At 65.6% G+C, this 24,805-nt stretch carries 20 protein-coding genes; 9 read left to right on the forward strand and 11 right to left on the reverse strand.

What is annotated here, in order from left to right:
* The 6 genes from lipB to sucB form a co-directional block, all read right to left on the reverse strand.
* Positions 1-786: a lipoyl(octanoyl) transferase LipB gene (lipB, locus tag O5O53_RS06535; protein ID WP_269510174.1), complete on the reverse strand. Its 786-nt coding sequence runs from the start codon at positions 784-786 to the stop codon at positions 1-3.
* Positions 787-814: 28 nt separating this feature from the next.
* Positions 815-1,201 (reverse strand): glycine cleavage system protein GcvH, encoded by a 387-nt coding sequence (gene gcvH, locus O5O53_RS06540; RefSeq protein WP_269510178.1) that lies wholly within the window; start codon positions 1,199-1,201, stop codon positions 815-817.
* A gap of 2 nt (positions 1,202-1,203) precedes the next feature.
* A complete protein-coding gene (gene gcvT, locus O5O53_RS06545) occupies positions 1,204-2,277 on the reverse strand; it encodes a glycine cleavage system aminomethyltransferase GcvT (protein ID WP_269510181.1) in 1,074 nt (357 codons plus the stop codon).
* Positions 2,278-2,286: 9 nt separating this feature from the next.
* A complete protein-coding gene (gene gcvP, locus O5O53_RS06550; RefSeq protein WP_269510183.1) occupies positions 2,287-5,100 on the reverse strand; it encodes an aminomethyl-transferring glycine dehydrogenase in 2,814 nt (937 codons plus the stop codon).
* Between the two features lie 74 nt (positions 5,101-5,174).
* Positions 5,175-6,875: a dihydroxyacetone kinase family protein gene (locus O5O53_RS06555; protein ID WP_269510186.1), complete on the reverse strand. Its 1,701-nt coding sequence runs from the start codon at positions 6,873-6,875 to the stop codon at positions 5,175-5,177.
* A 71-nt stretch (positions 6,876-6,946) separates the two neighbouring features.
* Positions 6,947-9,058: a 2-oxoglutarate dehydrogenase, E2 component, dihydrolipoamide succinyltransferase gene (gene sucB / locus O5O53_RS06560; RefSeq protein WP_269510189.1), complete on the reverse strand. Its 2,112-nt coding sequence runs from the start codon at positions 9,056-9,058 to the stop codon at positions 6,947-6,949.
* 122 nt (positions 9,059-9,180) lie between these two features.
* Between sucB and O5O53_RS06565 the strand changes: the two genes are divergently transcribed.
* On the forward strand, positions 9,181-9,576 hold the full coding sequence (locus O5O53_RS06565; protein ID WP_269510526.1) for an oxidoreductase: 396 nt from the start codon (positions 9,181-9,183) through the stop codon (positions 9,574-9,576).
* A 208-nt stretch (positions 9,577-9,784) separates the two neighbouring features.
* On the opposite strand, the gene O5O53_RS06570 is transcribed toward O5O53_RS06565, so the two are convergent.
* Positions 9,785-11,272 carry a leucyl aminopeptidase gene (locus tag O5O53_RS06570; protein WP_269510192.1) on the reverse strand — a complete coding sequence of 496 codons (1,488 nt, stop codon included), beginning with the start codon at positions 11,270-11,272 and terminating at the stop codon, positions 9,785-9,787.
* Positions 11,273-11,342: 70 nt separating this feature from the next.
* Here O5O53_RS06570 and O5O53_RS06575 point away from each other — a divergent pair, with 70 nt between their 5' ends.
* Positions 11,343-12,449: a branched-chain amino acid aminotransferase gene (locus O5O53_RS06575; protein ID WP_269510195.1), complete on the forward strand. Its 1,107-nt coding sequence runs from the start codon at positions 11,343-11,345 to the stop codon at positions 12,447-12,449.
* On the opposite strand, the gene O5O53_RS06580 is transcribed toward O5O53_RS06575, so the two are convergent.
* A complete protein-coding gene (locus O5O53_RS06580; protein ID WP_269510197.1) occupies positions 12,446-13,432 on the reverse strand; it encodes a nicotinate-nucleotide--dimethylbenzimidazole phosphoribosyltransferase in 987 nt (328 codons plus the stop codon). The genes O5O53_RS06575 and O5O53_RS06580 overlap by 4 nt on opposite strands.
* Before the next feature lie 3 nt (positions 13,433-13,435).
* A complete protein-coding gene (locus tag O5O53_RS06585) occupies positions 13,436-14,140 on the reverse strand; it encodes a DUF3043 domain-containing protein (protein WP_269510200.1) in 705 nt (234 codons plus the stop codon).
* A 140-nt stretch (positions 14,141-14,280) separates the two neighbouring features.
* Here O5O53_RS06585 and O5O53_RS06590 point away from each other — a divergent pair, with 140 nt between their 5' ends.
* The gene (locus tag O5O53_RS06590; RefSeq protein ID WP_034998489.1) at positions 14,281-14,625 is read left to right on the forward strand and encodes a HesB/IscA family protein; all 345 of its coding nucleotides are present in this window, start codon (positions 14,281-14,283) and stop codon (positions 14,623-14,625) included.
* Between the two features lie 61 nt (positions 14,626-14,686).
* Here the strand turns inward: O5O53_RS06590 and O5O53_RS06595 are convergent, their stop codons facing one another.
* Together O5O53_RS06595 and asnB are read right to left on the reverse strand one after the other, a co-directional pair.
* Positions 14,687-15,673, reverse strand: coding sequence for a S41 family peptidase (locus O5O53_RS06595; protein ID WP_269510203.1), 987 nt, complete (start codon positions 15,671-15,673; stop codon positions 14,687-14,689).
* A 61-nt stretch (positions 15,674-15,734) separates the two neighbouring features.
* Positions 15,735-17,657, reverse strand: coding sequence for an asparagine synthase (glutamine-hydrolyzing) (gene asnB, locus O5O53_RS06600; protein WP_269510207.1), 1,923 nt, complete (start codon positions 17,655-17,657; stop codon positions 15,735-15,737).
* 345 nt (positions 17,658-18,002) lie between these two features.
* On the opposite strand from asnB, the gene ctaC reads away from it, so the two are divergent.
* The 6 genes from ctaC to qcrB all read left to right on the forward strand — a co-directional run bounded on the left by ctaC (position 18,003) and on the right by qcrB (position 24,332).
* Positions 18,003-19,097 carry an aa3-type cytochrome oxidase subunit II gene (gene ctaC, locus O5O53_RS06605; protein ID WP_269510210.1) on the forward strand — a complete coding sequence of 365 codons (1,095 nt, stop codon included), beginning with the start codon at positions 18,003-18,005 and terminating at the stop codon, positions 19,095-19,097.
* Between the two features lie 18 nt (positions 19,098-19,115).
* Complete coding sequence (gene ctaF / locus O5O53_RS06610) at positions 19,116-19,547, forward strand: aa3-type cytochrome oxidase subunit IV (RefSeq protein WP_239306640.1); 432 nt, start codon at positions 19,116-19,118, stop codon at positions 19,545-19,547.
* Positions 19,548-19,951: 404 nt separating this feature from the next.
* Complete coding sequence (gene ctaE, locus O5O53_RS06615) at positions 19,952-20,572, forward strand: aa3-type cytochrome oxidase subunit III (RefSeq protein ID WP_239306639.1); 621 nt, start codon at positions 19,952-19,954, stop codon at positions 20,570-20,572.
* A gap of 63 nt (positions 20,573-20,635) precedes the next feature.
* Positions 20,636-21,484 carry a cytochrome bc1 complex diheme cytochrome c subunit gene (gene qcrC, locus O5O53_RS06620; protein WP_239306638.1) on the forward strand — a complete coding sequence of 283 codons (849 nt, stop codon included), beginning with the start codon at positions 20,636-20,638 and terminating at the stop codon, positions 21,482-21,484.
* Positions 21,481-22,701 carry a cytochrome bc1 complex Rieske iron-sulfur subunit gene (qcrA, locus tag O5O53_RS06625; RefSeq protein WP_269510213.1) on the forward strand — a complete coding sequence of 407 codons (1,221 nt, stop codon included), beginning with the start codon at positions 21,481-21,483 and terminating at the stop codon, positions 22,699-22,701. Before qcrC ends, qcrA begins: the two co-directional genes overlap by 4 nt.
* Positions 22,701-24,332, forward strand: a complete 1,632-nt coding sequence (gene qcrB / locus O5O53_RS06630) for a cytochrome bc1 complex cytochrome b subunit (RefSeq protein WP_181888756.1) — start codon at positions 22,701-22,703, stop codon at positions 24,330-24,332. The genes qcrA and qcrB overlap by 1 nt, the downstream gene beginning before the upstream one ends.
* Positions 24,333-24,805 lie beyond the last annotated feature (473 nt).

Genomic DNA, 24,805 nt, shown 5'->3' on the forward strand with positions numbered 1-24,805 from the left:
TTACCGTACCTTCCGTGTCAAACCCTTCGAGGGGTCCGGTCGGGTGGCGAATGTGTGGTCCGCGACGACCAGTTCGCCGGACAGCGCCCGCTCCAGCTCGCGCACCATCGGGGCGGCCATATCGGCCGGGGTGATGTCGCGGCCGAGCTCGAGTGACAGGGTGGTCACGTCGGCGTCGTCGATGCCGCAGGCGACGATGTGCTCGTAGTGCTCGAGGGTGTTGTTGCAGTTCAGGGCGAGGCCGTGCATGGTCACGCCGCGGGTGATGCGGATGCCCAGGGCTGCGATTTTGCGTTCGCGTGTCGACGCCTCCGGGTCCACCGCCTTCGTCTCCTCCGGCACCCAGACCCCGGAGCGGCCGTCGACCCGGCCCGCCGTGGTCACGCCAGCGTCGCGCACGACCTGGATGAGCGCCTCCTCTAGGCGGCGCACGTAGTCGACCACGTCCACCGGTTCGGCGAGCTTGATAATCGGGTAGACCACCAGCTGGCCCTCGCCGTGCCAGGTGATGCGCCCGCCGCGGTCCACCGGCACCACAGGCACGGGGTAGGCGGGGTCGGGCATGTCCTCCGGCTGCGTGCGCTTGCCGGCGGTGAAGGTGGAGGGGTGCTCGAGGACCAGCACGGTGTCGGGCAGTTCGCCTTTGGCCCGTCGAGAAGCAATGTCTGCTTGGAGGTCCCATGCCTCCTGATAGTCCACGAACCCCAGCTCGCGCACATCAATGGGCGCGGCTGAGGCTCGGATGGATTTGTTGGCGGGGAAAAACGGGTCGCGCGGGGCAGTCATGCCCCTCAACCTTAGTCCCCGGCGGGAACTACATGCCGTTGGAGGAGGCGTACTCGTCGGCGGTCATCAGCGGGCCGACTTCCTCGACCTCCACCTCAAAGAGCCAGCCTTCGCCGTACGGGTCGTTGTTAATGGCCTCGTAGGCGCCGTCGATGTCCTCGTTGACCGCGGTGACCGAGCCGGTGACCGGGGAGTACAGGTCGGAGACGGACTTGGTGGACTCGATCTCGCCGCAGGTCTCGCCGGCGGTGACGTTGTCGCCCACCTGCGGAAGCTCCGCGAAGACAACCTCGCCGAGGCGGTCAGCAGCAACGTGGGTAATGCCCACGCGCACGGCCTTGCCGGCGGCCTCGTCCGGGGTGGCGTTGATCCACTCGTGGTCCTCGGAGTAGTAGAAGTCCTGCTTCAGCTCCATGGTTATGCGTCCTTTCGGGAGTAAAATGGGGTCGGTGCAATAGTAAACGGGTAACGGCGTCCGCGGATGTCGATGTCCACGTCTGTGCCCTTTTCAGCATGCGCCGGGTCCAGGTGCGCGAGCGCAACCGGGTGGCCCAACGTCGGCGACGGCTGGCCGGAGGTGACCACGCCGATCTTGTCGTCCGAGTCTGCGAGGAAGACCTCGGCGCCCTCGCGGGCAGCGCGGCGCTGCTCGGAGGTCAAACCCGCGATGACCACGCTCGGCTCGCGGCCGGTTAGCGCGTCCTTGCCCACGAAGTCCGCCTCCTTTTTGGCGAAGGCGCGGCCCATGCCGGCCTCCACCGGGGTGATCTCGGCGGTCAGCTCGTGGCCGTACAGCGGCATGGAAGCCTCCAGGCGCAGCGAGTCGCGCGCCGCCAGGCCGCAGGGGGTGCCGGAGCCGATCACGGCGTCCCACACCTTCTGCGCGTCCTCGCGGGCGCAGAACAGCTCGAAGCCGTCCTCGCCGGTGTAGCCGGTGCGGGCGACGAACGTTTCAACGCCGTCGAGGGTCATCCACGCGCCGGAGTAGTAGGACAGGGCGGAGGCGTCGTCGCTAAGCAGAGGCTCCAGCACCTCGAGCGCACGCGGGCCCTGGACCGCAACCAGCGCGAACGCCTCCGAATTGTTGCTCAGCTCCACGTTGAAGTCGCCTTTGCGGGCCTCAAACGCGGCCCACACGGCGGCAGTATTCGCGGCGTTGGGCACGACCATGAAGTGGTTTTCGGAGAACTTGTAGGTGATCAGGTCGTCCAGGATGCCGCCGTCCTCGGCGACGATCATGGAGTACTTCGCTTTGCCTTCCTTCAGCGCGGAGAAGTTGGAGATGAGCGTGTAGTCCAAAAACGCGGCGGCGTCGGGGCCCTGGACGGTGATCTCGCCCATGTGGGACAGGTCGAAGATACCGACGTCCTTGCGGACGGCGCGGTGCTCCTCCAGCTCGGAGCCGTACTTCAGCGGCATCTCCCAGCCGCCGAAATCGGTGAAGCTCGCGCCGAGCTTCTCGTGGGTGGCATGCAGCGGGGTCTGTGGCATTGGTTCTCCTTAGGATTCGGTTTCGATGTCGAAGGCTTCTGGCGGCGGGCATGCGCACTGGAGGTTGCGGTCGCCGAAGGCCTCGTCAATGCGACGCACCGGCGGGAAGTACTTCGCGTGCACCAGGGAGGCGACCGGGTAGGCGGCCTTCTCGCGGGTGAACTCGTACGGCCACTCGGAGCGGATCACACTCTCGGCGGTGTAGGGCGCGTTGTGCACGACGGACTGCTCGTATTCGACGTTGCCGTCGATGATCTCCTGGATCTCGGCGCGGATGGAGCGCATCGCTTCGATGAAGCGGTCCAGCTCGGCCAGGTCCTCGGACTCGGTCGGCTCCACCATCAGCGTGCCGGCGACCGGGAAGGCGAGGGTGGGGGCGTGGAAGCCGTAGTCGATCAGGCGCTTGGCCACATCGGCTGCGGTGACGCCGGAGGCGTCGGTAAGTTCGCGCAGATCCAGAATGCACTCGTGGCCGACCAGGCCGTCGTTGCCGGTGTAGAGCACCGGGTAGGAGTCATTCAAAGCGCGAGCGATGTAGTTCGCGCCCAGCACGGCGTGCTCGGTTGCGCTGCGCAGGCCGGCGGCACCGGACATGGCGATGTACGACCAGGAAATCGGCAGCACGCCAGCGGAGCCGTACAACGTGGAGGTCACCGGCACGCCACCCTCGCCGTCGGCGGCAGTCGGGTCGCCTGGCAGGAACGGGATGAGGTGCTCGCCCACGCCGATCGGGCCCACGCCCGGGCCGCCGCCGCCGTGCGGGATGGTGAACGTTTTGTGCAGGTTCAAGTGCGAGACGTCGCCGCCGAAGTCGCCCGGGCGCGCGATGCCGGTCAGGGCGTTCATGTTCGCGCCGTCGATGTAGACCTGCCCGCCGGCCGCGTGCACCTTGTCGCAGACCACGCGCACGTCCTCTTCGTACACGCCGTGCGTGGACGGGTAGGTGAGCATGATCGCGGCCACGGCGTCGGCGTGCTTTTCCAGCTTCGCGTCCAGGTCCTCAAGGTCGATCGAGCCGTCGTCGGCGGTCTTGACCACCACGACGCGCAGGTTCGCCAGCGTCGCCGACGCCGCGTTCGTGCCGTGTGCAGAGGCCGGGATGAGGCAGATGTCGCGCTCGGTGTCGCCGTTGGCCACGTGGTACGCACGGATGGCCAACAGGCCGGCCAGCTCGCCGGTCGCGCCGGAGTTCGGCTGCACTGACACCTCGGCGTAGCCGGTGATTGCTATCAGCCAGGCGCGGATTTCGTCGATAAGCTCGCGCCACCCCTCGGTGTACTGGTCGGGGGTGTAGGGGTGCACGTTGGCGAAACCCGGCCAGGTGATCGCCTCCAGGCCGGCGGTGGGGTTGAGCTTCATGGTGCATGAGCCCAGCGGGATCATCGTGCGGTCCAGCGCGAGGTCCTTGTCGCCGAGCTCGCGGATGTAGCGCATCATCTGCGTCTCGGAGTGGATGCGGTTGAACGTCTCGTGGGTGAGGAACTCGGTGGTGCGCTCCAGCGCCGCCGGGATGCGCGCGGCGCCCTCAGCGGTCGTCGCCCCGAAGCCAGCCAGCAACGCCTCGACGTCGGCGTCGGTGGTGTCCTCGCCGAAGGAGACACCGACGGTGGTCTCGTCGATTGCGCGCACCAGGTACCCAGCATCCGCCAGCTTTGCGACGACCTCCGCTGCCCCCGCAACCTCAACCGCCACCGTGTCGAAGAATTCGGCGTGCTTGACTTTCACGCCGGCAGCCTCGAGCGACGCGGCGAAGTCTGTGGCGCGCTTATGCACCGCACGCGCGATGTCCTTCAAGCCTTCAGGGCCGTGGTAGACGGCGTACATCGACGCGGTGACGGCCAGCAGCGCCTGCGCGGTGCAGATGTTGGAGGTGGCGCGCTCGCGGCGGATGTGCTGCTCGCGCGTCTGCAGGGCCAGGCGGTAGGCGGGGTAGCCCTCGGCGTCCTTGGACACGCCCACCAGGCGGCCCGGCATCTGGCGCTGCAGCTTCTCGCGCACCGCCATGTAGGCCGCGTGCGGGCCGCCGTAGAACAGCGGCACGCCGAAGCGCTGCGTGGTGCCGATGGCGATGTCCGCGCCGAACTCGCCGGGGGATTCCAGCAGCGTCAGGGCCAGGATGTCGGCGTCGACGGCGACCAGGCCGCCGCGCTCGTGGATCGCCTCGATCACCGGGCGCGGGTCCACAATGTCGCCCTCGGTGCCCGGGTAGGCGAACACGGCGCCGACGAGGTCCTCGCCGACCACGCCCTCGGCCAGGTTGGCCACCTCGACCTCTAGGTCGATCGCGCGGGCGCGCTCGGAGGCGACTGTGATCACCTGCGGGTGCAGGCGCGAATCCAGAAGCACCCGGCGGCCCTTCTTCACCACACGCGACATCAGGCCGACGGCTTCGGCGGCGGCGGATGCTTCGTCGAGAAGCGAAGCGTTCGCGATGTCCAAACCGGTGAGATCCTGCACCATGGTCTGGAAGTTCAGCAGCGCCTCAAGGCGGCCCTGCGAAATCTCGGCCTGGTACGGCGTGTAGGCCGTGTACCAGCCGGCGTCCTCCACCACACCGCGGCGGATCACGGGCGGGGTCAGGGTGGAGGAGAAGCCCTGGCCGTAGAACGCGCGCAGCACGGTGTTCTTGTCTGCGAGCTCGCGCAGGCGGTCCTGGGCCTCGTACTCCGTCAGCGCCTCCGGCAGGTCGAGCGGCTGCTCCGCCAGGATGCCGGAGGGCACCGCGGCGTTGATCAGCGCATCGATGGAATCGTAACCCAGGGCATCCAGCATTTTCTGCTGTTCTGCCTGGTCTGGGCCGATATGGCGGGAGATGTAATCCAACTGGGGCTCCTTGAAAATCGGGGCGTGATAACCACGCGACAGCTTAGCTGTTTCTCAGCCCCAGAAAGCCCGATTTAGAACTCGTCTACACCCGCTTCTCCGAACAGCCACGTCACCGCGATCGCACCCGGATCCGGCACGTCTTTCGCACTCTCGCCGAGGTAGGACGCGCGGCCCTTTTTCGCCTGCATGCCGCGGGTCGCCTTCGCGCCCTCGACCGCCGGGGCGAAGACGTGCGCGAGCACCTCGTCGACGCTGCCGGTGGCGTCTTTGGCGGCGCGGGCGGCCGGTGCGAGGGCGTCGACGAGCGTGTTGTCGCCCTCCTTCGCGCCGCCGAGCTCCGTGATGGCGTCGACGCCGCGCTGCAGCCCCTCGGCCAGCGCCCCGGCAAACGCGGCGCCGTCCGCGTCGCGCGAGTCAACACCCGCGTCCTCGAACGCGTCCGCCATCTGGCGGAAGAGCGTGCCCAGCACCGCCCCCGAGGTGCCACCGGCGCGCACCAGCATGCGGTGGGCGAAAAAGTTCAGCACCTCTGCATCGCCGCCCCGCACAGGCCTATCGACGTCACCAAAGGCTGCCTCCATATTCTGACCGAAGTCGCCGTCGCCGGCCTCCCGGTCCAGGGCGGTCAGGTCGTCGTAGCTGGCGGCGAGGCGCTCGACGAAGCCGGTCAGCCACGCGTTCTCCTCGCCGCTATCCGGCTGTGCCTCGTTGTCGACCATGCGCGCTTCCGCGTACTCGGGGTCCGCGACGGTGCCGGGCCAGGCGGGGGAGGCGGTGTCGGCGTCGATGAGCTGGATCAGCTCGTCGTCGAGCACGGTGAGCGTGAGTGAAATGCCCGCCATGTTCAGCGAGGTCACTAGCGTGCCGCGCATCCCGCGGCGCACCTTCAGCCCCCGTTGCGTCAGCTGCTTGACCGCCTCGCCGAAGACCAGGTCCTGCTCCAGCTGGCTCGTACCACCCAGGCCGTTGACGAAGAGCATGACGTCCTCGCCCTCAACGCCGGCGTCGCGCAGCGAGGACAGGATGCCATCCAGGAGCTCTTCCACCAGCGCGGCGGCGGTCAGCTGCGCGCCAGCAATGTCGCGGCGCTCCACGCCCGGCTCGCCGTGGATGCCCACGCCGATCTCGATCTGGCCTTCGCCCAAGTCGAACGTCGCGCGGTCCGAGGTCGGGGAGTGGCCCGGCTGCAGCGCTACCGCCATGCTGCGGGACTGATCCGCCGCGCGCTGGGCAACCTCAGCCACCGCCTGCAGGTCGTCGCCCCGCGCCGCCGCAGCGCCGGCGACCTTCTCCACGATCACCGTGGCACCCGTGCCACGGCGGCCCGGCGAGTCGTCGTTGTCGATCTCGGTGGCCACGTCGTCGTCCACAAGCACCTGCGCCACCTCAGCGTCGGCGTGGTTCGCGGCGACGGTGAAGTTCATCACGTCGCCGGTGTAGTTCTTCACCACGTGCACCACGCCCGCGCCGCGGTTGGCCCACTCCGTGGCCGCGCCGATCTGCACCGCGTTGGGGGAGGTGAATAGCAGGCCCGGGCAGGCCGCATCCAGCATGCCGGCGCCGATGAAACCGGCGTGCATCGGTTCGTGGCCCGATCCGCCGCCGGAGATGACGGCTACTCGGGGTTCGCCTTTGGTGGCGTCGTCAAGCAAAAGCCCCACGAAGCCCTCGTCGTGCCACTCGGCGCAGGGGTGCGCGGCGACAAGGCCGCCGAGGGCCTCGCGCATGAAGTGGTCGGTGGAGTTACGAAATGATTTGAACGTGTCAGCCATACCGCCACTTTATGCCAAAAACGACGAAACCCGGCACCGAAAGACGGTGCCGGGTTCAGCGCATTCCGGGGCTAGATGTCGAGATCAGCCTCGAAATCGCCCTGCTCGATGCGGTCCTTGATCGTGGTTACGAAACGGCCCGCGTCCGCACCGTCGATCAGCTGGTGATCGTAGGTGAACGGCAGGTAGCACATCTGGCGGATCGCGATGGAGTCGATGCCGTCCTCGGTCACGATGACCGGGCGCTTCTCAATCGCGGCGGTGCCCAGGATGCCGGCCTGCGGCGGGGTCAGCACCGGGGTATCCAGCAGCGCGCCCTCGGAACCGATGTTGGTCACGGTGAAGGTCGCACCGGACAGATCGTCCGGACGCAGCTTCTTGTCGCGCGCGCGGGACGCCAGGTCCGTGATCGCCTTCGCGATGTCGGCCAGGTTCATGTCCTGCACCTGCTTGATAACCGGTACCAGCAGGCCCATCGGGGTGTCCACAGCGATGCCGATGTTGACGTCGGAGTGGTAAGTGATCTCCTTCGCGTCAGCGTCGTAGGAAGCGTTGACGTTCGGGTGGGACACCAGCGCCTCGGCCGTGGCCTTGATGAAGAAGGCCAGGTAGGTGATGTTTGCGCCATGCTTCTCGACGAATGCCGGCTTGACCTTCTTACGCAGCTCCGCAACGCGAGTCACGTCGACCTCCTGCACGTGGGTCAGCTGCGCGGTGGTCTGCAGGGACTCCACCATCTTCGCTGCGGTGATCTCGCGGATGCGGTTCACGCGCTGGGTGGTGCCGATGAGCTCCGCCTTCGCCGGGTCCACGGACTTGGTGGACCAGTTGGCGCGCGGGCCCTTCGGTGCGTCCGCCTGCTGGGTCGTCGCCTTGTCGTCGGCCTTTGCACCGCCAGCCTTGCCGCCCTCGGCTGCCGCCAGGACGTCCTGCTTGCGGATGCGGCCGCCGACACCGGTGCCCTCAACCGTGCTCAGGTCCACGCCGTGCTTGTCGGCGAGCTTGCGCACCAGCGGGGTGACGTACGGGACGTTGTCGCCGTTGTTCACCTTGGCGGACGCGTTCTTGGACTCGGTGGACGCAGCCTTCTCAGCCTTCGGCTCGGTCTTCTTCGGCTCGGCCTTCTTCTCTTCCTTCAGTTCCGGCTTCTCTTCAGCCTTCTCTTCGGCCGGCTCCTCTGCCTCGGCCTCTTCAGCCTCGTCGGCGTCGTCTTCCTCGACGGCGGCGTCAGCGTCGCCGATGATCACGATGACATCGCCGACCTCGACGGTGTCGTCTTCCTCAGCCAGGATCTCCAGGATGGTGCCCTCGACCGGGGACGGGATCTCGGTGTCGACCTTGTCGGTGGAGACCTCGAGCAGCGGCTCGTCGACCTCAACCATGTCGCCGACGGACTTCAGCCAGGTGGTGATGGTGCCCTCGGTGACGGACTCGCCGAGCTCCGGCATCTCAACCTTGGTGCCTGCACCGCCGGAAGACTTCTTCTTCGGCTCGGCCTTCTTCTCTTCCTTGGGCTCTTCCTTCTCCTCGGCCGGCTCCTCTGCCTCTGCCTCGTCCTCGTTGGAGTCGTCGGAAGCTGCTGCAGCATCAGCGTCGCCGACGCGGGCGATGACATCGCCGACCTCGACGGTGTCGTCCTCTTCAGCCAGGATCTCGATCAGGGTGCCGGCAACCGGGGACGGGATCTCGGTGTCGACCTTGTCGGTGGAGACCTCGAGCAGCGGCTCGTCGACCTCAACCTCGTCGCCGACTTCCTTCAGCCAGGTGGTGATGGTGCCCTCGGTGACGGACTCGCCCAGCTCCGGCATCTCAACGTCGGTGGCGTCGCCGGAGGCCTTCTTGGCCGGCTTGTCGTCCTTCTTCGGCGCCTCAGCCTTCTCCTCGGCCGGCTCCTCAGCCTCGGCCTTCTCTTCCTTCTCGTCGGAGGAGGAGTCCGCTTCCTCGCCCTCGTCGCCGATGATGGCGATCACGTCGCCGATCTCAACGGTGTCGTCCTCGTCTGCCTTGATCTCCAGGATTACGCCTGCGACCGGGGACGGGATTTCGGTGTCGACCTTGTCGGTGGAGACCTCGAGCAGCGGCTCGTCCACCTCGACCGTGTCGCCGACTTCCTTCAGCCACGTGGTGATCGTGCCTTCGGTGACCGATTCGCCCAGCTCGGGCATCTCAACTGAGTGCGCCATTTCTTAAGTCTCCTCATTGAAACGTTGGAAGCTATACAGGCACAAAGCGTACCTGTAATAAGCCCCGCACGTTGCCCAAGGGGTGACCTTTCCTGTCCGAGGTGCACCGTATGATGTGGGACGTGTTCAACCTGTTCGGCAAAGGCAAGAAGTCCACGACGTTTAAACCTCCCCGCGCGCCGGGGGAGACGATTCGTCCGGACGATGCGCAGTACCTGCGCGACTGGGTCGTCGGCAGGTCCTATGTCGAGGGCTTTGTCGAGCCGGAAACGATGGTCAACGAGATGTCCGTCGTCCTCGTCGACGAGAAGGGCAACTACACCCGCCGCCGCATCGGCGGGCCCAAAGGTATCGACCAGGTGGCCGGCATGCTGGGCATCATGCTCTACGACGTCGAGGAGACCGGGTACCCCGACCGCATGCGCAAAAAGATCGAGCAGGAGCGCATTCTGCGCAAACGCGAGGAGCAAAAGGAGCGCCGCGCCCGGTTCGAGCGCGGCGAAAACCCCTACGGCTAGTTTGTACGAATCGACAAAACGCCCCGGCGTGCTGGTTTCCCACCTGGGAAAACGCCGGGGCGTTGTTGATTCGTACAAAAGACGCCGTTTGCGGGCTCCGCATTGCGGACAACCTCGTAAAAGTTGACATTCTGCCGAATTCGGCCCGTGGCGAACTGCGGAAATGTAGGGCTGTTGTCAGATCTTGCGAGCGCCGGGGCGTAAAAAGCTATTGCTTATCGACGAGGCGCGACAACGTCTCCACAATCGTCCGCACAGGCGCGCCAGTGGCACGCTTCGGGGTGTAGCCGTAGGGGGTGCCGCCGTTCCAGGCGGGCCCGGCGACGTCGACGTGCGCCCACTCGACGTCCTCCGGCACGAAGCGGGACAGATACAGGCCCGCAAACAGCATGCCGCCGGTGCGCGCGTTGTGGGTGTTGCGGATGTCGGCGATGGGGGACTTCAGCTCGTCCTCCTGCTCTTCCAGAAGCGGCATGGCCCAGGCCTGCTCGCCCACGCCGCGGCCGGTCTCGGCGATGAGGTCGCGCAACTTATCGGAGCCCATCACGCCTGCGGTGCGGTTGCCCAGCGCCACTAACTGCGCGCCGGTGAGCGTGGCCGTTTCGATGAGGTAGGCGGGGCCGTCTTCGCAGGCGCGGGCGATGGCGTCGGCAAGCACGAGGCGTCCCTCGGCGTCGGTGTTGATGACCTCGCTGGTGATGCCGCCGTAGTGGGTGATCACGTCGCCCGGGCGGGTGGCGGTGCCGGACGGCATGTTCTCCGCCAGGGGCAGCCAGGCGTCGACGCGCACCGGCAGTTCAAGGCGCGCCGCCGCCGCGATGACGGCGAGCTGGGCTGCGGAGCCGCCCATGTCCGAGATCATGTCCTCCATGCCGGAGCCGGGCTTGAGCGAGATGCCGCCGGTGTCGAAGGTGATGCCCTTGCCCACCAGCGCGACCTTCTTGGATGCACCTGAAGGCGCCCAGGTCAGGTGCACCAGGCGCGGCGGGCGCGACGAGCCGCGGCCCACGGCGAGGATGCCGCCGAAGCCCTGCTCTTCCAGCGCGGACTCGTCGAGCACCTCGATGTCCAGGCCAGCCGTGGAGGCGACCTCGCCCATGACGGACGCGTAGGACTCGGGGTAGAGGTAGTTCGCCGGGGTGTTGACCAGGTCGCGCGCCAGGTTCACGGACTCGGCGACAATCACGGCGGCGTTGTACTCGGCCTCGTCGGCGCCGACGACGGTGACCTCGGTGGTCTGCGGCGTCTCGGCGTCGGTGTTCTCGTCGTCCTGCACCTCGGCCTGGGACTTCAGGCCGGTGTAGGTGTAGCCGCCCAAAAGCAGGCCCTCCACCACGGGGGTGACGCCGAACTCGGCGGAGATGGCGGCGCGCTCCACGTCGTTCAACGCGCGCGCTGCCGCACCCACGCCGCGGCGGACGGCTTCATCGTCGATCTCGGAGGCGTCGCCGAGGCCGAATGCGGTGACCAGGGAGCCGTCGATAAGCAGACGCGTCACCTCGCCCTCGGTGCCCTTGGCGCCGACCGCAACCAGCGCCTCCAGCAAACCCTTCGGGGCGAGTGCGGTGACCGGGACCTCGATGCCGTCCTCGCCGTTCGCGACGGGGATAAGCAGCGCCGCACCCTCAGGGGCGGTGGCGCCGAGCGTCGTGCGCACCGTGGTGCCGCGGGCGGGGAGGCTGATGTCGAAGGCCATGGATGTCCTTTCGTTGTGCGGGCAATTACACCCTGTGAGGGTACTGAATGAGGGGAGTACCCTGGCCGGTATGGCTGAGATCGAATTCACAATTACCCCCACCGCAAACCCCACCCCCGACGCCGAGCGCGCGAAGATCCTCGAAGACCCGGCGTTTGGCCAGCAGTTCACGGACCACATGGTCTCCATCGACTGGACCGAGGACGAAGGCTGGCACAACGCGCAGGTACGCGCCAACGAGCCGATCTCGCTGGATCCGGCGTCCAACGTGTTCCACTACGGCCAAGCCATCTTCGAGGGCCTGAAGGCCTACCGCCACACGGACGGCAGCATCACCGCGTTCCGCCCGGAGCAGAACGCGAAGCGCCTGAACAACTCCGCCAATCGCATGGCCATGCCGGAGCTGCCGGAGGAGGTCTTCCTGGAGGCGGTGCGCCAGATCGTGGACATTGACAAGGCCTGGGTGCCGGAGGCCGGCGGCGAGGCGTCGCTGTACCTGCGCCCGTTCATGATCGGCACAGAGAAGACGCTGGGCGTGAAGCCGTCGTCGAGCTACAGCTTCTACATCATCGCCTCCCCGGCCGGCGCGTACTTCTCCGGCGGCGTGAAGCCGGTGAGCGTCTGGATCTCCGAGGATTACGTCCGCGCGGCCCCCGGCGGCACGGGCGACGCGAAGTTCGCCGGCAACTACGCCGCGTCCCTGCTCGCGCAGCAGCAGGCGGCGGAGAAGGGCTGCGACCAGGTGGTCTGGCTCGACGCGATCGAGCGCAAGTACATCGAGGAGATGGGCGGCATGAACCTCATGTTCGTCGAGGGCTCGGGCGCGGACGCGAAGATCATCACGCCTGCGCTGTCGGGTTCGCTGCTGCCGGGCATCACCCGCAAGTCGCTGCTGCAGGTGGCCGAGGACCTGGGGTACTCCACCGAGGAGCGCAAGATCACGGTGGAGGAGTGGCGCTCCGGGGTCGAAAACGGCACGATCACCGAGACCATGGCGTGCGGCACCGCGGCCGTGATCACCCCGGTCGGCACCGTGAAGTCCAACGAGGGCGAGTTCACGGTGAACAACAACGAGGCCGGCGAGGTCACCATGGCCATGCGCGAGCGCCTGCGCGGCATCCAGACCGGCGACGCCGAGGACACCCACGGCTGGAACACCGTGCTCATCGAGAGCTAGTTGCTTGTCGACGCACCTTCGGCCAGCACCTCGCCCGCCAACTCCGCGGCGAGGTTGAGCTGGCCGAGCGCGGCCAGGGCCCCTGCGCCCTGGCCCGTTTTCATTTCCAGCGACAGTACCGGCGTCAGATTGAGTGCCTCGAGGCAGCCGGCGTGGGCCGGTTCCGCCGTGGATTGGCCGGCGATGAGCCAGTCCTTCGTGCCGGGGGCGAGCCGCTCGGCCACGTAGGCGGCCAGGGTGGGGTAGGCCTCGCCGAGTAGCACCGGGGTGCGGCGCGCGGCGGACTGGGCGATCAGCCCGACCAGGAACGCGAAGTCCGGGCCGGTGAGTTCGGCGCAGACGCGCTCGGTGTCCTCGCGGAAGCCGCGCACGCGGAACATCGCGTCGCGCACAGCGGCGACCTTGACCTTCCACACCTTGTCGTTGATGCCGGAGCCGCGGCCGATGGCTTTCACCGGCTCGGTGCGGGTGAACACACCGTAGACCGCCGCGGCGACGGTGGTGTTGCCCACCCCGATGTCGCCGGGGATGATCAGGTCCGCGCCCGAATCGATCTCGTTGTCTGCTACCTCCGCGCCGGCGGCGAGGGCGGCGTCGAACACCTCGGGGGAGGTGGCGGGCTCCACGTCGATGGCACCGGTGGGGGTGTCGAGGTAGTCGCCGATGAAGCGCACCGTTGCACCCGCGAGTCGCGCCGCGGCGTGGGCCGGGCCGCCGCCGGCGCGCAGCTGCTCGGCCTGGGCCTCGCCGGCGTCGTCGGTCCACGCGGACACGCCGCGCGCGGCCACGCCGTGTGTGCCCGCCACAACCACGACGCGCGGGCGGACGAACGGGGCGGGAATGTCCTTGCCTTGCACGGAGGCGATCCTGGACGCCAGGGAGCCCAACCTGCCCAGCGCCAGCCCCGCAGCCGAGCCCGCCAATGCGTCGGCGACGGCGTGGCCGTGGGACTGCTTCGGGGCGTCAACCGGCGGAAACTGCATGGCCTAAACCTTCTCGCCCACGGCCACGCGCGGCTTCGGGGTGCGCCAGTTGCGCGGCTGGGTGGCGCGGGAGAAGGCGTACATGCCCAGGCCGAAGCCGGTGTCGGCCTCCGGGAACTTCTCGCGCACCGCACGGTTGGCGCGGATACCGATAATGAAGCCCTCGATGAAGATGGTCAGCATGAACAGCAGGCTCAACAGCGACAGCACCGCGGACACGCGCGGCAGCCAGGTGCCGATCAGCATGATCAGCAAAAGCACCAGCGCGGCCGGCATGACGTAGTTGTTGAAGAAGCGCTTGGAGTCCACCCAGTCGCGCACGAACCCGCGGACCTCGCCGCGGTCGCGCTCGGTGAGGTAGCGCTCGTCGCCGGCGTCCATGCGGGCCTGGATCTCGCGGTTGCGGGCGCGGTTTTCCTCCCGCACCTTCTTCTTGTGCGCCTTCCACTCCTCCTTGGACATGGTCTTCTTCAGCTCTTTTTCGCGCTGACGGATCTGTGCCGGGGTGGCGGCGTTGGGGTCGCGCACCACGCCGCGCTTGATCTCTTGGTCGATGCGCTTCGGCGTCGGGCGGCCCTTCGGCGGGGTGTAGCCCTTGGGGAGCTTCTTTTCCGCCTGCTCGACCTGCTCAGCCTCAGGCAGCTCGACCTTCGTCGAGCCCTGCGCCGCGTCTGCGCTCTGCTCGGTTTTCTGCCAGGGAAGTTTCACGCTCATTAGGCTACAAGGCCCGCGTGCGGGAGTGGAATAACCCGGCACGCCTACCGGTTGCACTGTGCATGGCCAGTGGCGCGTAGCATGGGCGCCACTCCACATCGAAAGACTTGAGTCGAGTCACGAAGGAGACTGCAATGACTGCCCCCACCTCTACCACCGGCGTGAACCTCACCGAGGCCGCCGCTGCGAAGGCGAAGGCCCTGCTTGATCAGGAGGGCCGTAACGACCTGTCCCTGCGTATCGCTGTCCAGCCGGGCGGCTGCGCCGGCCTGCGCTACCAGCTCTACTTCGACGACCGTGACCTGGACGGCGACAAGGCCGACGAGGTCGGCGGCGTGCGCTTGGTCGTGGACAAGATGAGCGTGCCGTACCTCATGGGCGCGACCATCGACTTCGCGGACACCATCGAGCAGCAGGGCTTCACCATCGACAACCCGAACGCGGGTTCCGCCTGCGCTTGCGGCGACAGCTTCAACTAAGCACTCCCTGCTTATCGACGAAAGCTCCGCACCACCGACCGGTGCGGAGCTTTTTCGCGTCTTATGCGCAGCTGTGCTCGGCCGCGAGCCACGCGAGGGCTGCGTCTTCGTCGCCGGGCTCATCGGGCTGGATCGGGTCTTCGGAGAAAATTTCGCCGGTGCGTGCCTTATCTTTCGCAATGGTCAGCATCAGTGCGCTGCCATCGGGGAAGTCGTAGACCATGTTGGCTGAGGCGTAGCCGGCTGTCGGGGCCCCGAAACTCTTGGCGTGGTCCAAGCCTCGGAACGCCAGCATGGTGGCCTCGGCGGAGGAAGCGGTATCGCCGTCGACAAGCACTGCGACCGGTGCGTCCCACTTGCCGCCGGAGGTAGTCGTCGGGCTACCGCCGCCGCGCACCCCGTTGCCCTCGATCGTTACGGGGCTGGAGTACGCGTTGGAGACAAACTCCAGTGCTGTGCCGTCCGGCAGTAGGGGAGAGACCCCGGCGAGCATCGGCCCCATGTCGCCTCCGTCGTTGCCGCGGAGGTCCACCACCGCGCCGCAGGCACCGCCGTCGCGAGCGGCAGCCAGCCCCTTGGCAAGCGTGTCGGCGTAATGCTGGCCGTCGCCGTGGCGGCCCACACCGGGCAACGTCGCCCAGGCCACGCCGTCTTTGACATTCACAGACGGGGAGCGGGTGTCCGCTTCACTTGCGTTGTCCTGCTCGGCACCAGGCTCGATGAGCTTGGAGTGCTTGCCGCCGGCAGCCTTCACGGCATCGTTGAGGGCGGAGCGGACGTCGTCACGCGAAGATGCCCCCTGAACTGCATCTTCTGCTGCGGCGCGCGCGGCCCGGAACTCCTCGGAGTCTCCGTAGATGCCCTCCTCCGACAGATCCAACACTGTCTTTGCGTAGCGGCGTGGTGTGTCCGTGCCCCAGAATCGCGCGGTTCCCGAAAACTTCGCGGTCATGGTGGGGCCGTAGACGAACGCGGCGGCGACGGCGACAAGTATCAGCGCGCCGAGGATGCCGGCTACTGCGATGAGGACTTTCCGTGCAGTTGACATGCAGTCCATTGAACCAGGCAGCCGTCATGCCGGCAGCCGGATTCGCCGGAAAATGGCTGCGTTAGAGCTGGACCGGGTAGTCCTTGTGCTCGATCTGCGGGTCGATGCGGTGCTCGACAAAGATGCCGTGCCAGACCATGAACGCCAGCACCGTCCACAGGCGACGGGAGTGGTCGGAGACGCCGTCGCGGTGCTCCTTGAGCATCTCCAGCACCTGGTCCTTGGCAAAGATGTCGTCGGTCTGGGACTCGCGGATGGTGTCCTGCGCCCAGCCGAAGAGCTCGTCGCCAGCCAGCCAGTGGCGCATCGGCACCGGGAAGCCCAGCTTCTTACGGTGCAGCACGTGCGGCGGCACGATCTGCTCCATCGCCTTGCGCAGCGCGTACTTGGTGGTGCCGTTGGCGATCTTCTGGTCAAACGGGATGGTCTGGGCGACCTCGAAGACCTCTTTGTCCAAGAACGGCACGCGCAGCTCGAGGGAGTTGGCCATGTTCATCTTGTCGGCCTTGACCAGGATGTCGCCGCGCATCCAGGTGAACAGATCCAGGTTCTGCATGCGGGCCACCGGGTCCATCTCGGTGGACGCCGCGTAGATCGGAGCGGTGACCTCGCGGTGGTCCCACTCGCGTTTCGCCCACGGCAGCACGCGGTTGAGCTGGTCGAAGTTGAAGGAGCGGGCGTTGCCGTAGTAGCGGTCCTCGATCGGGGTGGTGCCGCGCTCGAGCAAGCTCTTGCCCTTCATGCCTTCCGGCAGCACGCGGCTGAGCCGGTTCAGGCCCTTGTTCAGCGCGCCCGGCAGCTTCTCAAACGGCGCGAGGGACAGCGGCTCCTTGTAAATGGTGTAGCCGCCGAACAGCTCGTCGGCGCCCTCGCCGGAGAGCACCACCTTGACGTGCTTGCGGGCCTCCTGCGCCACGAAGAACAGCGGCACCAGCGACGGGTCCGCCACCGGGTCGTCCAGGTACCACATGATTTTCGGGATGGCCGCGGCGTACTCCTCGGGGGAGACAATCTTCACGATGTGGTCCACACCGATCGCCTCGGCGGACTCGGCGGCCACGTCAACCTCGGAGTAGCCCTCGCGCTCGAAACCTGTGGTGAAGGTGAGCAGGTTCGGGTTGTGGCGCTTCGCCAGGGTGGCAATGGCGGTGGAGTCGATGCCGCCGGAGAGAAACGAGCCCACGGTGACGTCGGCACGCATGTGCTTTTCCACGGAGTTCTCCAGCGCACGCGCGATGCGGTCGTAGAGGACCTGCTCCTTGCCCTTCGTCACCGGCTGGGACTTAAAGTGCGGCTTGAAGTAGCGGTCCGAGTGCACCTCGCCGCCCGGCTTTAAGGTGACGGTGCAGCCGGACTCGACGCGGCGGATCTCCTTGTGCAGGCTCTCCGGCTCGGGCACGTACTGCAGGTCCACGTAGTGCTCGATCGCGCGGCGATCAAGGTCCAGGCCTAGACCAAGCTCCGGCGCCATCTCCAGGATGGACTTCTTCTCGGAGGCGAAGACCGTGCCCTTGTCCGTGGCGGCGTAGAACAGCGGCTTGATACCGAACTGGTCGCGCGCCGCAAACATCGTCTGCGTCTCGGTGTCCCAGATGACGAAGGCGAACATGCCGCGCAGGTGCTCCACCACGTTCGCGCCCCAGTGGTGGAAGCCCACCACGATCGGCTCGCCGTCGCCGCTTGTGTTGAAGGTGTAGCCGGCGGACTGGAGCTCCTCGCGCAGCTCGATGTAGTTGTAGATCTCACCGTTGAACGTCAGCGCGTAGCGCTCCGGGTTGTCCGCCGGGCCCCAGCGCAGCGGCTGGTGGGAGTGCTCGATGTCGATGATGGCCAGGCGATTAAACCCGAACACCGCAGAGTCGTCGTTCCAGGTGCCGGCGGCGTCCGGGCCGCGGTGGTACATGCACGGTAGGGCGCGCTCGACAGCATCAACGAACTTGGCTGCGTTTGCGTCCGCGCTAAGCAGGGCAAGAAGGCCACACATACTCAAACCTCTCCGTTTATATAAGCTGCGCCGTTGTTACGCGGCGGGGAGTCCCCTCAACAATAGGGTTTTCGGGGACGATTTCGTGAACCGGAACCGCCCAACTTTCGCCGTGCCCCATAAGGGGGCCAACTTATGGATGAACTTTTTCACGGGTTCGTTTGCTTGGCGGAGCGTTATCGTCGCTAAGCACTTGCTTATCGACGTTCCCCCGGTGCCCGCGGCTGCGCCTCCCTCCGAGATTCCGACGGGGTAGGCGAGATGAACTATTCTGACCACGTAAGAATGTTCTGTCATGAGCATGGGCATTCAGTGTTTTTAGTGTGGACAGGAAGGCAGACACACGTGGATAAGGAAGTAAACCGCGGTATCGCCAGGAAGCTCGGCGTCGCGGGCGCGCTCCTGCTCGGCAGCTTCGGGCTTGCCGGCTGTGACGTTGCTGCGCCGGAGGCGCTCGCAAACATCCTCGACATGGGCTGGCCGGACCCGGTCACCCCGGAGGGCACCCAGATGTACAACTTCTGGGTGTGGACCTGGCTTGCCGCCTGGATTATCGGCATCATCATGTGGGGCCTGTTCATCATGGCCATCGTCCGTTGGAACGGTAAGGCTCGCGCCAAGAAGGGTGCCGGCGAGTTCCCGCGCCAGCTGCAGTACAACGTCGGCCTCGAGCTGGGCCTGACCATCCTGCCGGTCATCATTGTGATGGTGCTGTTCTTCTTCACCGTCCAGGCGCAGACCAAGACCACCGCCCTGGACAAGGACCCGAAGGTGACCGTGGACGTCACCGGCTACCAGTGGAACTGGAAGTTCGGCTACGCCAACGTTGCCGGCGACCTGACCGAGGACGGCAAGGACTACGACGGTCTGGACTCCGAGCGTCAGGCGCTCGCCGAGGAAACCAAGTACGACCCGGAGGACATGCACAACGCGAACCCGATTCACGGCACCTCCATGGGCGACCAGTCCTACCTCAACTTCAACGAGATTGAGACCATCGGCTCCACCGAAGAGGTGCCGGTGCTGGTGCTGCCGACCGACACCGCGATCGAGTTCCGCCTCGCCTCCGGCGACGTGAACCACGCGTTCTGGGTTCCGGAGTTCCTGTTCAAGCGCGACGTCTACGCGCATCCGGAGAACAACCAACAGCAGCGCTCGTTCCAGATCGAGCGCATTGAGAAGGAAGGCGCATTTGTCGGCCGTTGCGCCGAGATGTGCGGCACCTACCACTCGATGATGAACTTCGAGGTCCGCGCCGTGAGCCCGGAGAAGTTCGAGCAGTACATCCAGTTCCGCCGCGACAACCCGGACGCACCGAACTCCGAGGCACTGAAGTCTATCGGCGAGGATCCGTACGCAACCTCCACCCGTCCGTTCGTCACCCAGCGCGATGCGACCCGCGACGGCAACAACACTGTCGACCCGAACGCGAACGTTTAAGAAAGAGAGAGCGAAGCCATGGGAACTGGATCAAAGGTTTTCTACGCCATCGGCACCTTCCTTGCTTTGATGGCCGTGTTCTACATCCTCGCTACGACGTGGATCGGCGAGGACGCGTACCTGTTCGGTATCGAGTGGATCGGCTCGGTCGGCCTCGTACTTGCCACCGTCTTCTCCTTCATGCTGGGCGGCTACCTCAGCATCACTGAGCGCCGCATGGACATCGTCCCGGAGGACTGGGAAGAGGCGGAGATCGAAGACGGCGCTGGCGTGCTCGGCTTCTTCTCTCCGAGCTCCATCTGGCCGTTCACGATGGCGATGGCGATCTGCGTGCTCGGCTTGGGCATTGCCTTCTGGCAGCTGTGGCTGCTCGCCCTTGGTGCGGTGTTCCTGATCTGGGCCACCACCATGCTGAGCCTGCAGTACGGTATTCCGCGCGAGAAGCACTAAACGCTGAAACGAAAATTCCCCCGCCGCGATGGGTCGCGGCGGGGGAATTTTTGCGTTTGACGGTCGAAAATGGTCCGATCATCCGAAAGTTTGTCCCCCATTTTGCGCGGGCGGGCAAGCCGCGGGAGATGTGAGATCAGGCACACCGGGGAACTTTTTGAGACCGGGAGAGCCGGCCAGAAAATTGTCGGCCAATTCTGCGAGGTAGGGCGGTAGGCGTGCACCCGATGCGATGACCAGCATCGTTCTAGTCGGATATGAGGCAGAAAAGTTCCCGTGGATATGAAAAAAGTTTTTCCGCAATACGGGCCATGTGAAAAGGTGCTGGTTGCGCGCGAGTTCACAGGAAAATTGCGGGGGTGAGTGAGATGAATATCAGGACGAAATAGGGGATAATCTCATCCGTGACGACCGCAATGACAAACCAAGATATGGCGACGCCGCAGAATCGCGTCCCAGCGCTGAACCGTCCGAACATGGTCAGCGTGGGCACGATTGCGTTCCTCGCCCAAGAGCTCATGTTCTTTGCCGGTTTGTTCGCGATGTACTTCACGTCGCGCGCAAACGGCCTCGCTAACGGTGACTGGAGCACCCAGACCGATCATCTCAACATCGTGTTCGGCGGAATCATCACCGCCGTGCTGATCGCGTCCTCCTTCACCTCCCAGTTCGGTGTGTTCGCCGCCGAGAGGGGTGACGTGTTCGGCCTGCGCAAGTGGTTCACCGTGACCATTGTGCTGGGCGTCATCTTCCTCGGCCTGGTGGCCTTCGAGTGGACCGAGATGGTCACGGCCGGCGTTACGCCGCAGTCTTCCGTCTTCGGTTCGGTGGTGTACATCATCACCGGCTTCCACATGGCTCACGTGACCGCCGGCATCATCGCGTTCATCGTGGTGCTGCTGCGCGTGGCCAAGTCGAAGTTCACCCCGGCTCAGGCAACCGCCGCAATGGCAGTTTCCTACTACTGGCACTTCGTCGATGCCATCTGGATCGGCGTGTTCATCACCATCTACATCGTTCAGTAGTCCTCTTCCAGGTGAATGCCTGGGGGAGCGGAAAAGTTCTGAAAAGTCGATAAAGGGAACACAATGGAAAACACACCCAAGAAGAAGCGCCAGGGACGCAAGACGCAGCGCACGCTCGCTGGCGCTGCGGCCTTGACGCTGGGGTTGACCGGCGCGGGGCTTCTCGCGTCTGCACTGACCCCGAACGCACAGGTGGCAACGGCGGCCCGTGATGAGCAAGCGATGATCCAGGAGGGCAAGGACCTCTACGACGTCGCCTGCATCACCTGCCACGGCGCAAACCTGCAGGGCGTTCAGGACCGCGGTCCGTCGCTCATCGGTACCGGCGAAGGCGCCGTGTACTTCCAGGTCAACTCCGGCCGTATGCCGATGATGTCCAACGACGCGCAGGCGGAACGCAAGCGCCCGCGCTACACCGAGGAACAGGCTCTCGCCCTCGCTGCCTACGTTGCAGCGAACGGCGGCGGCCCGGAGCTGGTGTACAACGAGGACGGCTCGCTTGCCATGGAGGAGCTCCGCGGCAAGGACTACGACGGCAAGATCCAGGAAGGCGACGTCGCCCGCGGCGGCGAGCTGTTCCGCCTGAACTGCGCTTCCTGCCACAGCTTCACCGGCCGCGGCGGCGCACTGTCCTCCGGTAAGTACGCGCCCGCACTGGATCCGGCCAACGAGCAGGAGATCTACCAGGCCATGCTCACCGGTCCGCAGAACATGCCGAAGTTCTCCGACCGTCAGCTCTCCGCTGACGAGAAGAAGGACATCATCGCCTTCATCAAGTCCACCAAGGAAACCCCGTCCCCGGGCGGCTACGCCCTCGGTGGCCTAGGCCCGGTTTCTGAAGGTATGGCGATGTGGATCATCGGCGTGACCCTGGTCGCTGCCGCTGCTATGTGGATTGGATCTCGCTCATGAGTGATGTGAAGAAGAATTACACGAAGGAAGAGCTGGACCGCATGAGCAATGCGGAGCTGGCTGCCCTGGGCACCGAGCTCGACGATGTCACGGTGGCGTACCGCAAGGAGCGCTTCCCGGTCGAGGGCGATCCGCGCGAGAAGTCCGCTGCTGCCGGCATCGGTATCTGGCTGACCATCTCGATCATCTCGGCGTTGGCCTTCCTCGGCGTTTACCTGTTCTGGCCGTGGGAGCCGAAGTTCCACGGCGATGAGGGTCTGTTTATCTACACCCTCTACACCCCGCTGCTGGGCCTGACCGCGGCTTTGGCGTTTGTCGGTCTCGGCGTGGCGATCATCCAGTACGTGAAGAAGTTCGTGCCGGAAGAGATTGCAGTGCAGCGCCGCCATGACGGCCGTTCCAGCGAGCTGGACCGCCGCACCACCACCGCGCTGCTGAACGACGCATGGGAGACGTCGACCCTCGGCCGTCGTTCGGCACTGAAGGGCCTGCTCGGCACCGCTGGTGTCCTCGCCGGCCTGATGGTGATCGCCCCCCTCGCCGGCGCGATCAAGAACCCGTGGAAGGTCCGCCACGAACTGGACTACCACGGTGACGGCACACTGTGGACCCACGGCTGGACCATCCAGGACAAGGGCGTGAAGGTCTACCTCGGCCGCGACACCGGTGCCATCGCCGAGCTGCACGAGGGCGACACCGGTTCGCACTACACCACCGCGGGCGTGTCCCGCCTGGTGCGCATGCGCCCGGAGGACCTCGCGGCAGCCGCAATGGAAACGGTGTTCCCGCTCTACCCGGAGGACGTCAATGACGGCGACGATTACGATCCGACCCGCGACGTCTACGAGCACCACATGCACTCGATCCACGGTCCGCGTAACCCGGTCATGCTCATCCGCCTGCGTTCCAAGGACGCGCAGAAGGCGGTCGAGCGCGAAGGCCAGGAGAACTTCCACTACGGCGACTACTACGCCTACTCCAAGATCTGCACGCACATCGGTTGCCCGACCTCGCTGTACGAGGCTCAGACCAACCGCATCCTGTGCCCGTGCCACCAGTCGCAGTTCGACGCGCTGCAGTACGGCAAGCCGGTCTTCGGCCCGGCCGCCCGCGCACTGCCGCAGCTGCCTGTGACTGTTGACGAAGACGGTTACCTCATCGCCAACGGGAACTTCATTGAGCCCGTCGGCCCGGCATTCTGGGAGCGTCAGTCCTAATGAGCACTAAACTTGAGCAAGTCGCGGACAACGTTGATTCGCGCTACACAATCTCGGGCGTGCTGCGCCCGCAGCTGAACAAGGTCTTCCCGACCCACTGGTCCTTCATGCTCGGTGAGATGGCGCTGTACAGCTTCATCATCCTGCTGCTGACCGGTATTTACCTGGCACTGTTCTTTGACCCGTCCATCACGAAGGTCATCTACGACGGTGCGTACCTGCCGCTCAACGGCGTCGAAATGTCCCGCGCGTACGCAACCGCGCTCGATATCTCCTTCGACGTCCGCGGCGGCCTGTTTGTCCGCCAGATGCACCACTGGGCCGCGCTGATGTTCATGATGGCGATGTTCGCCCACATGATGCGCGTGTTCTTCACCGGCGCGTTCCGTCGCCCGCGTGAGGCTAACTGGCTCATCGGTGTCACCCTGGTGCTGCTGGGCATGATCGAGGGCTTCATGGGCTACTCCCTGCCGGACGACCTGCTCTCCGGCGTCGGCCTGCGAATCATGTCCGCGATCATCCTGGGCCTGCCGATCATCGGCACCTGGATCCACTGGGCAATCTTCGGCGGCGACTTCCCGTCCGACCTAATGCTGGACCGCTTCTACATCCTCCACGTGCTGATCCTGCCGGGCATCATCCTCGCCCTGGTTGCGGCTCACCTCGCGCTGGTCTGGTTCCAGAAGCACACCCAGTTCCCGGGTCCGGGCCGCACCGAGAACAACGTCGTCGGCGTGCGCATCATGCCGGTGTTCGCAACCGAAGCTATCGGCTACATGATGGTTGTTTTCGCGGTGCTGGCCGGCATGGCTGGTCTCACCTCCATCAACGCGATCTGGAACCTTGGCCCGTACAACCCGTCCCAGGTCTCCGCTGGTTCCCAGCCGGATATATACATGCTGTGGACGGACGGCGCCGCCCGTGTCATGCCGGCGTGGGAGCTCTACCTGGGCAACTACACCATCCCGGGCGCGTTCTGGGTGGCCCTGCTCTGTGGCCTGATGGTCGTGCTGCTGATCACCTACCCGTTCATCGAGCAGAAGGTCACCGGCGACACCGCCCACCACAACCTGCTGCAGCGTCCGCGCGACGTTCCTGTGCGCACCGGTGTCGGCGTCATGGGCCTGACCTTCTTCCTGCTGCTGACCCTCTCCGGTGGTAACGACCACGTGGCGCACTTCTTCCAGATCTCGCTGAACGCGATGACCTGGGTCGGCCGCATCGGCCTGATCGTGCTGCCGCCGCTGGCGTTCTTCATCACCTACCGCCTGTGCATCGGCCTGCAGCGCTCTGACCGCGAGGTCCTCGAGCACGGTATCGAGACCGGCGTCATCAAGCGCCTGCCCAACGGCGCGTTCGTGGAGATCCACCAGCCGCTGGGCCCGGTGGACGAGCACGGCCACCCGGTGCCGCTGGAGTACGCAGGTGCCCGCGTGCCGAAGCAGATGAACCAGCTTGGCTTCGCGGACTCCGACACCATCGGCAAGTTCTCCCCGGCGGAGCTCGGCGTCACTGAGCGTGTGCGCGACGCTGAGGAGCAGAAGCACCACGAGGCCGTCGAGACGATGCGTGCGCTCGAGGCGACGAAGGATCGCTCCGACCGCGACGCAACTCACGAGAGCGCAGAGTAAAAATAGCGCTCTTGCGGTCGTAAGCTGACCCCCTTTCCCGGCTATGGGAGAGGGGGTTTTGCTTTGTTACAAACGCGTAAACAAGGCCATGTGACAAAGACCACAGGAGATTTAAGGTTGTGTCTGCGTGCAAACCTTGAGCGAAGCCGCGCGGGCTGAGTGACGCCCATAAAACACCAGCTTACAGATGGAAAACTGCCTTGTTCTGCGTCCCTGAGGGGACGTTAACGCATGCTGAGAGGCGGTCGTGTCACACAAAATTTTTGTTGATAACGGAACTGTAACGGCGTGGCGGGTGGACACCGTTGTTGCCGTTTCGTAACCTGTTCGAGACATTGCGACAACAGCCGTTGGCAGCATGTACCGAAAACAACATATGAGCCGACACCCGAAGCGGCGATCCGAATCCGCGGACCGTACGCCATGGGGACCGGGGAACCGCAGTGGAGCCAGAAGCTCCCGTGGGGCGCAGG

The sequence above is a fragment of the Corynebacterium faecium genome (genome assembly GCF_027257105.1).
GTDB classification, from domain to species: Bacteria; Actinomycetota; Actinomycetes; order Mycobacteriales; family Mycobacteriaceae; genus Corynebacterium; species Corynebacterium lehmanniae.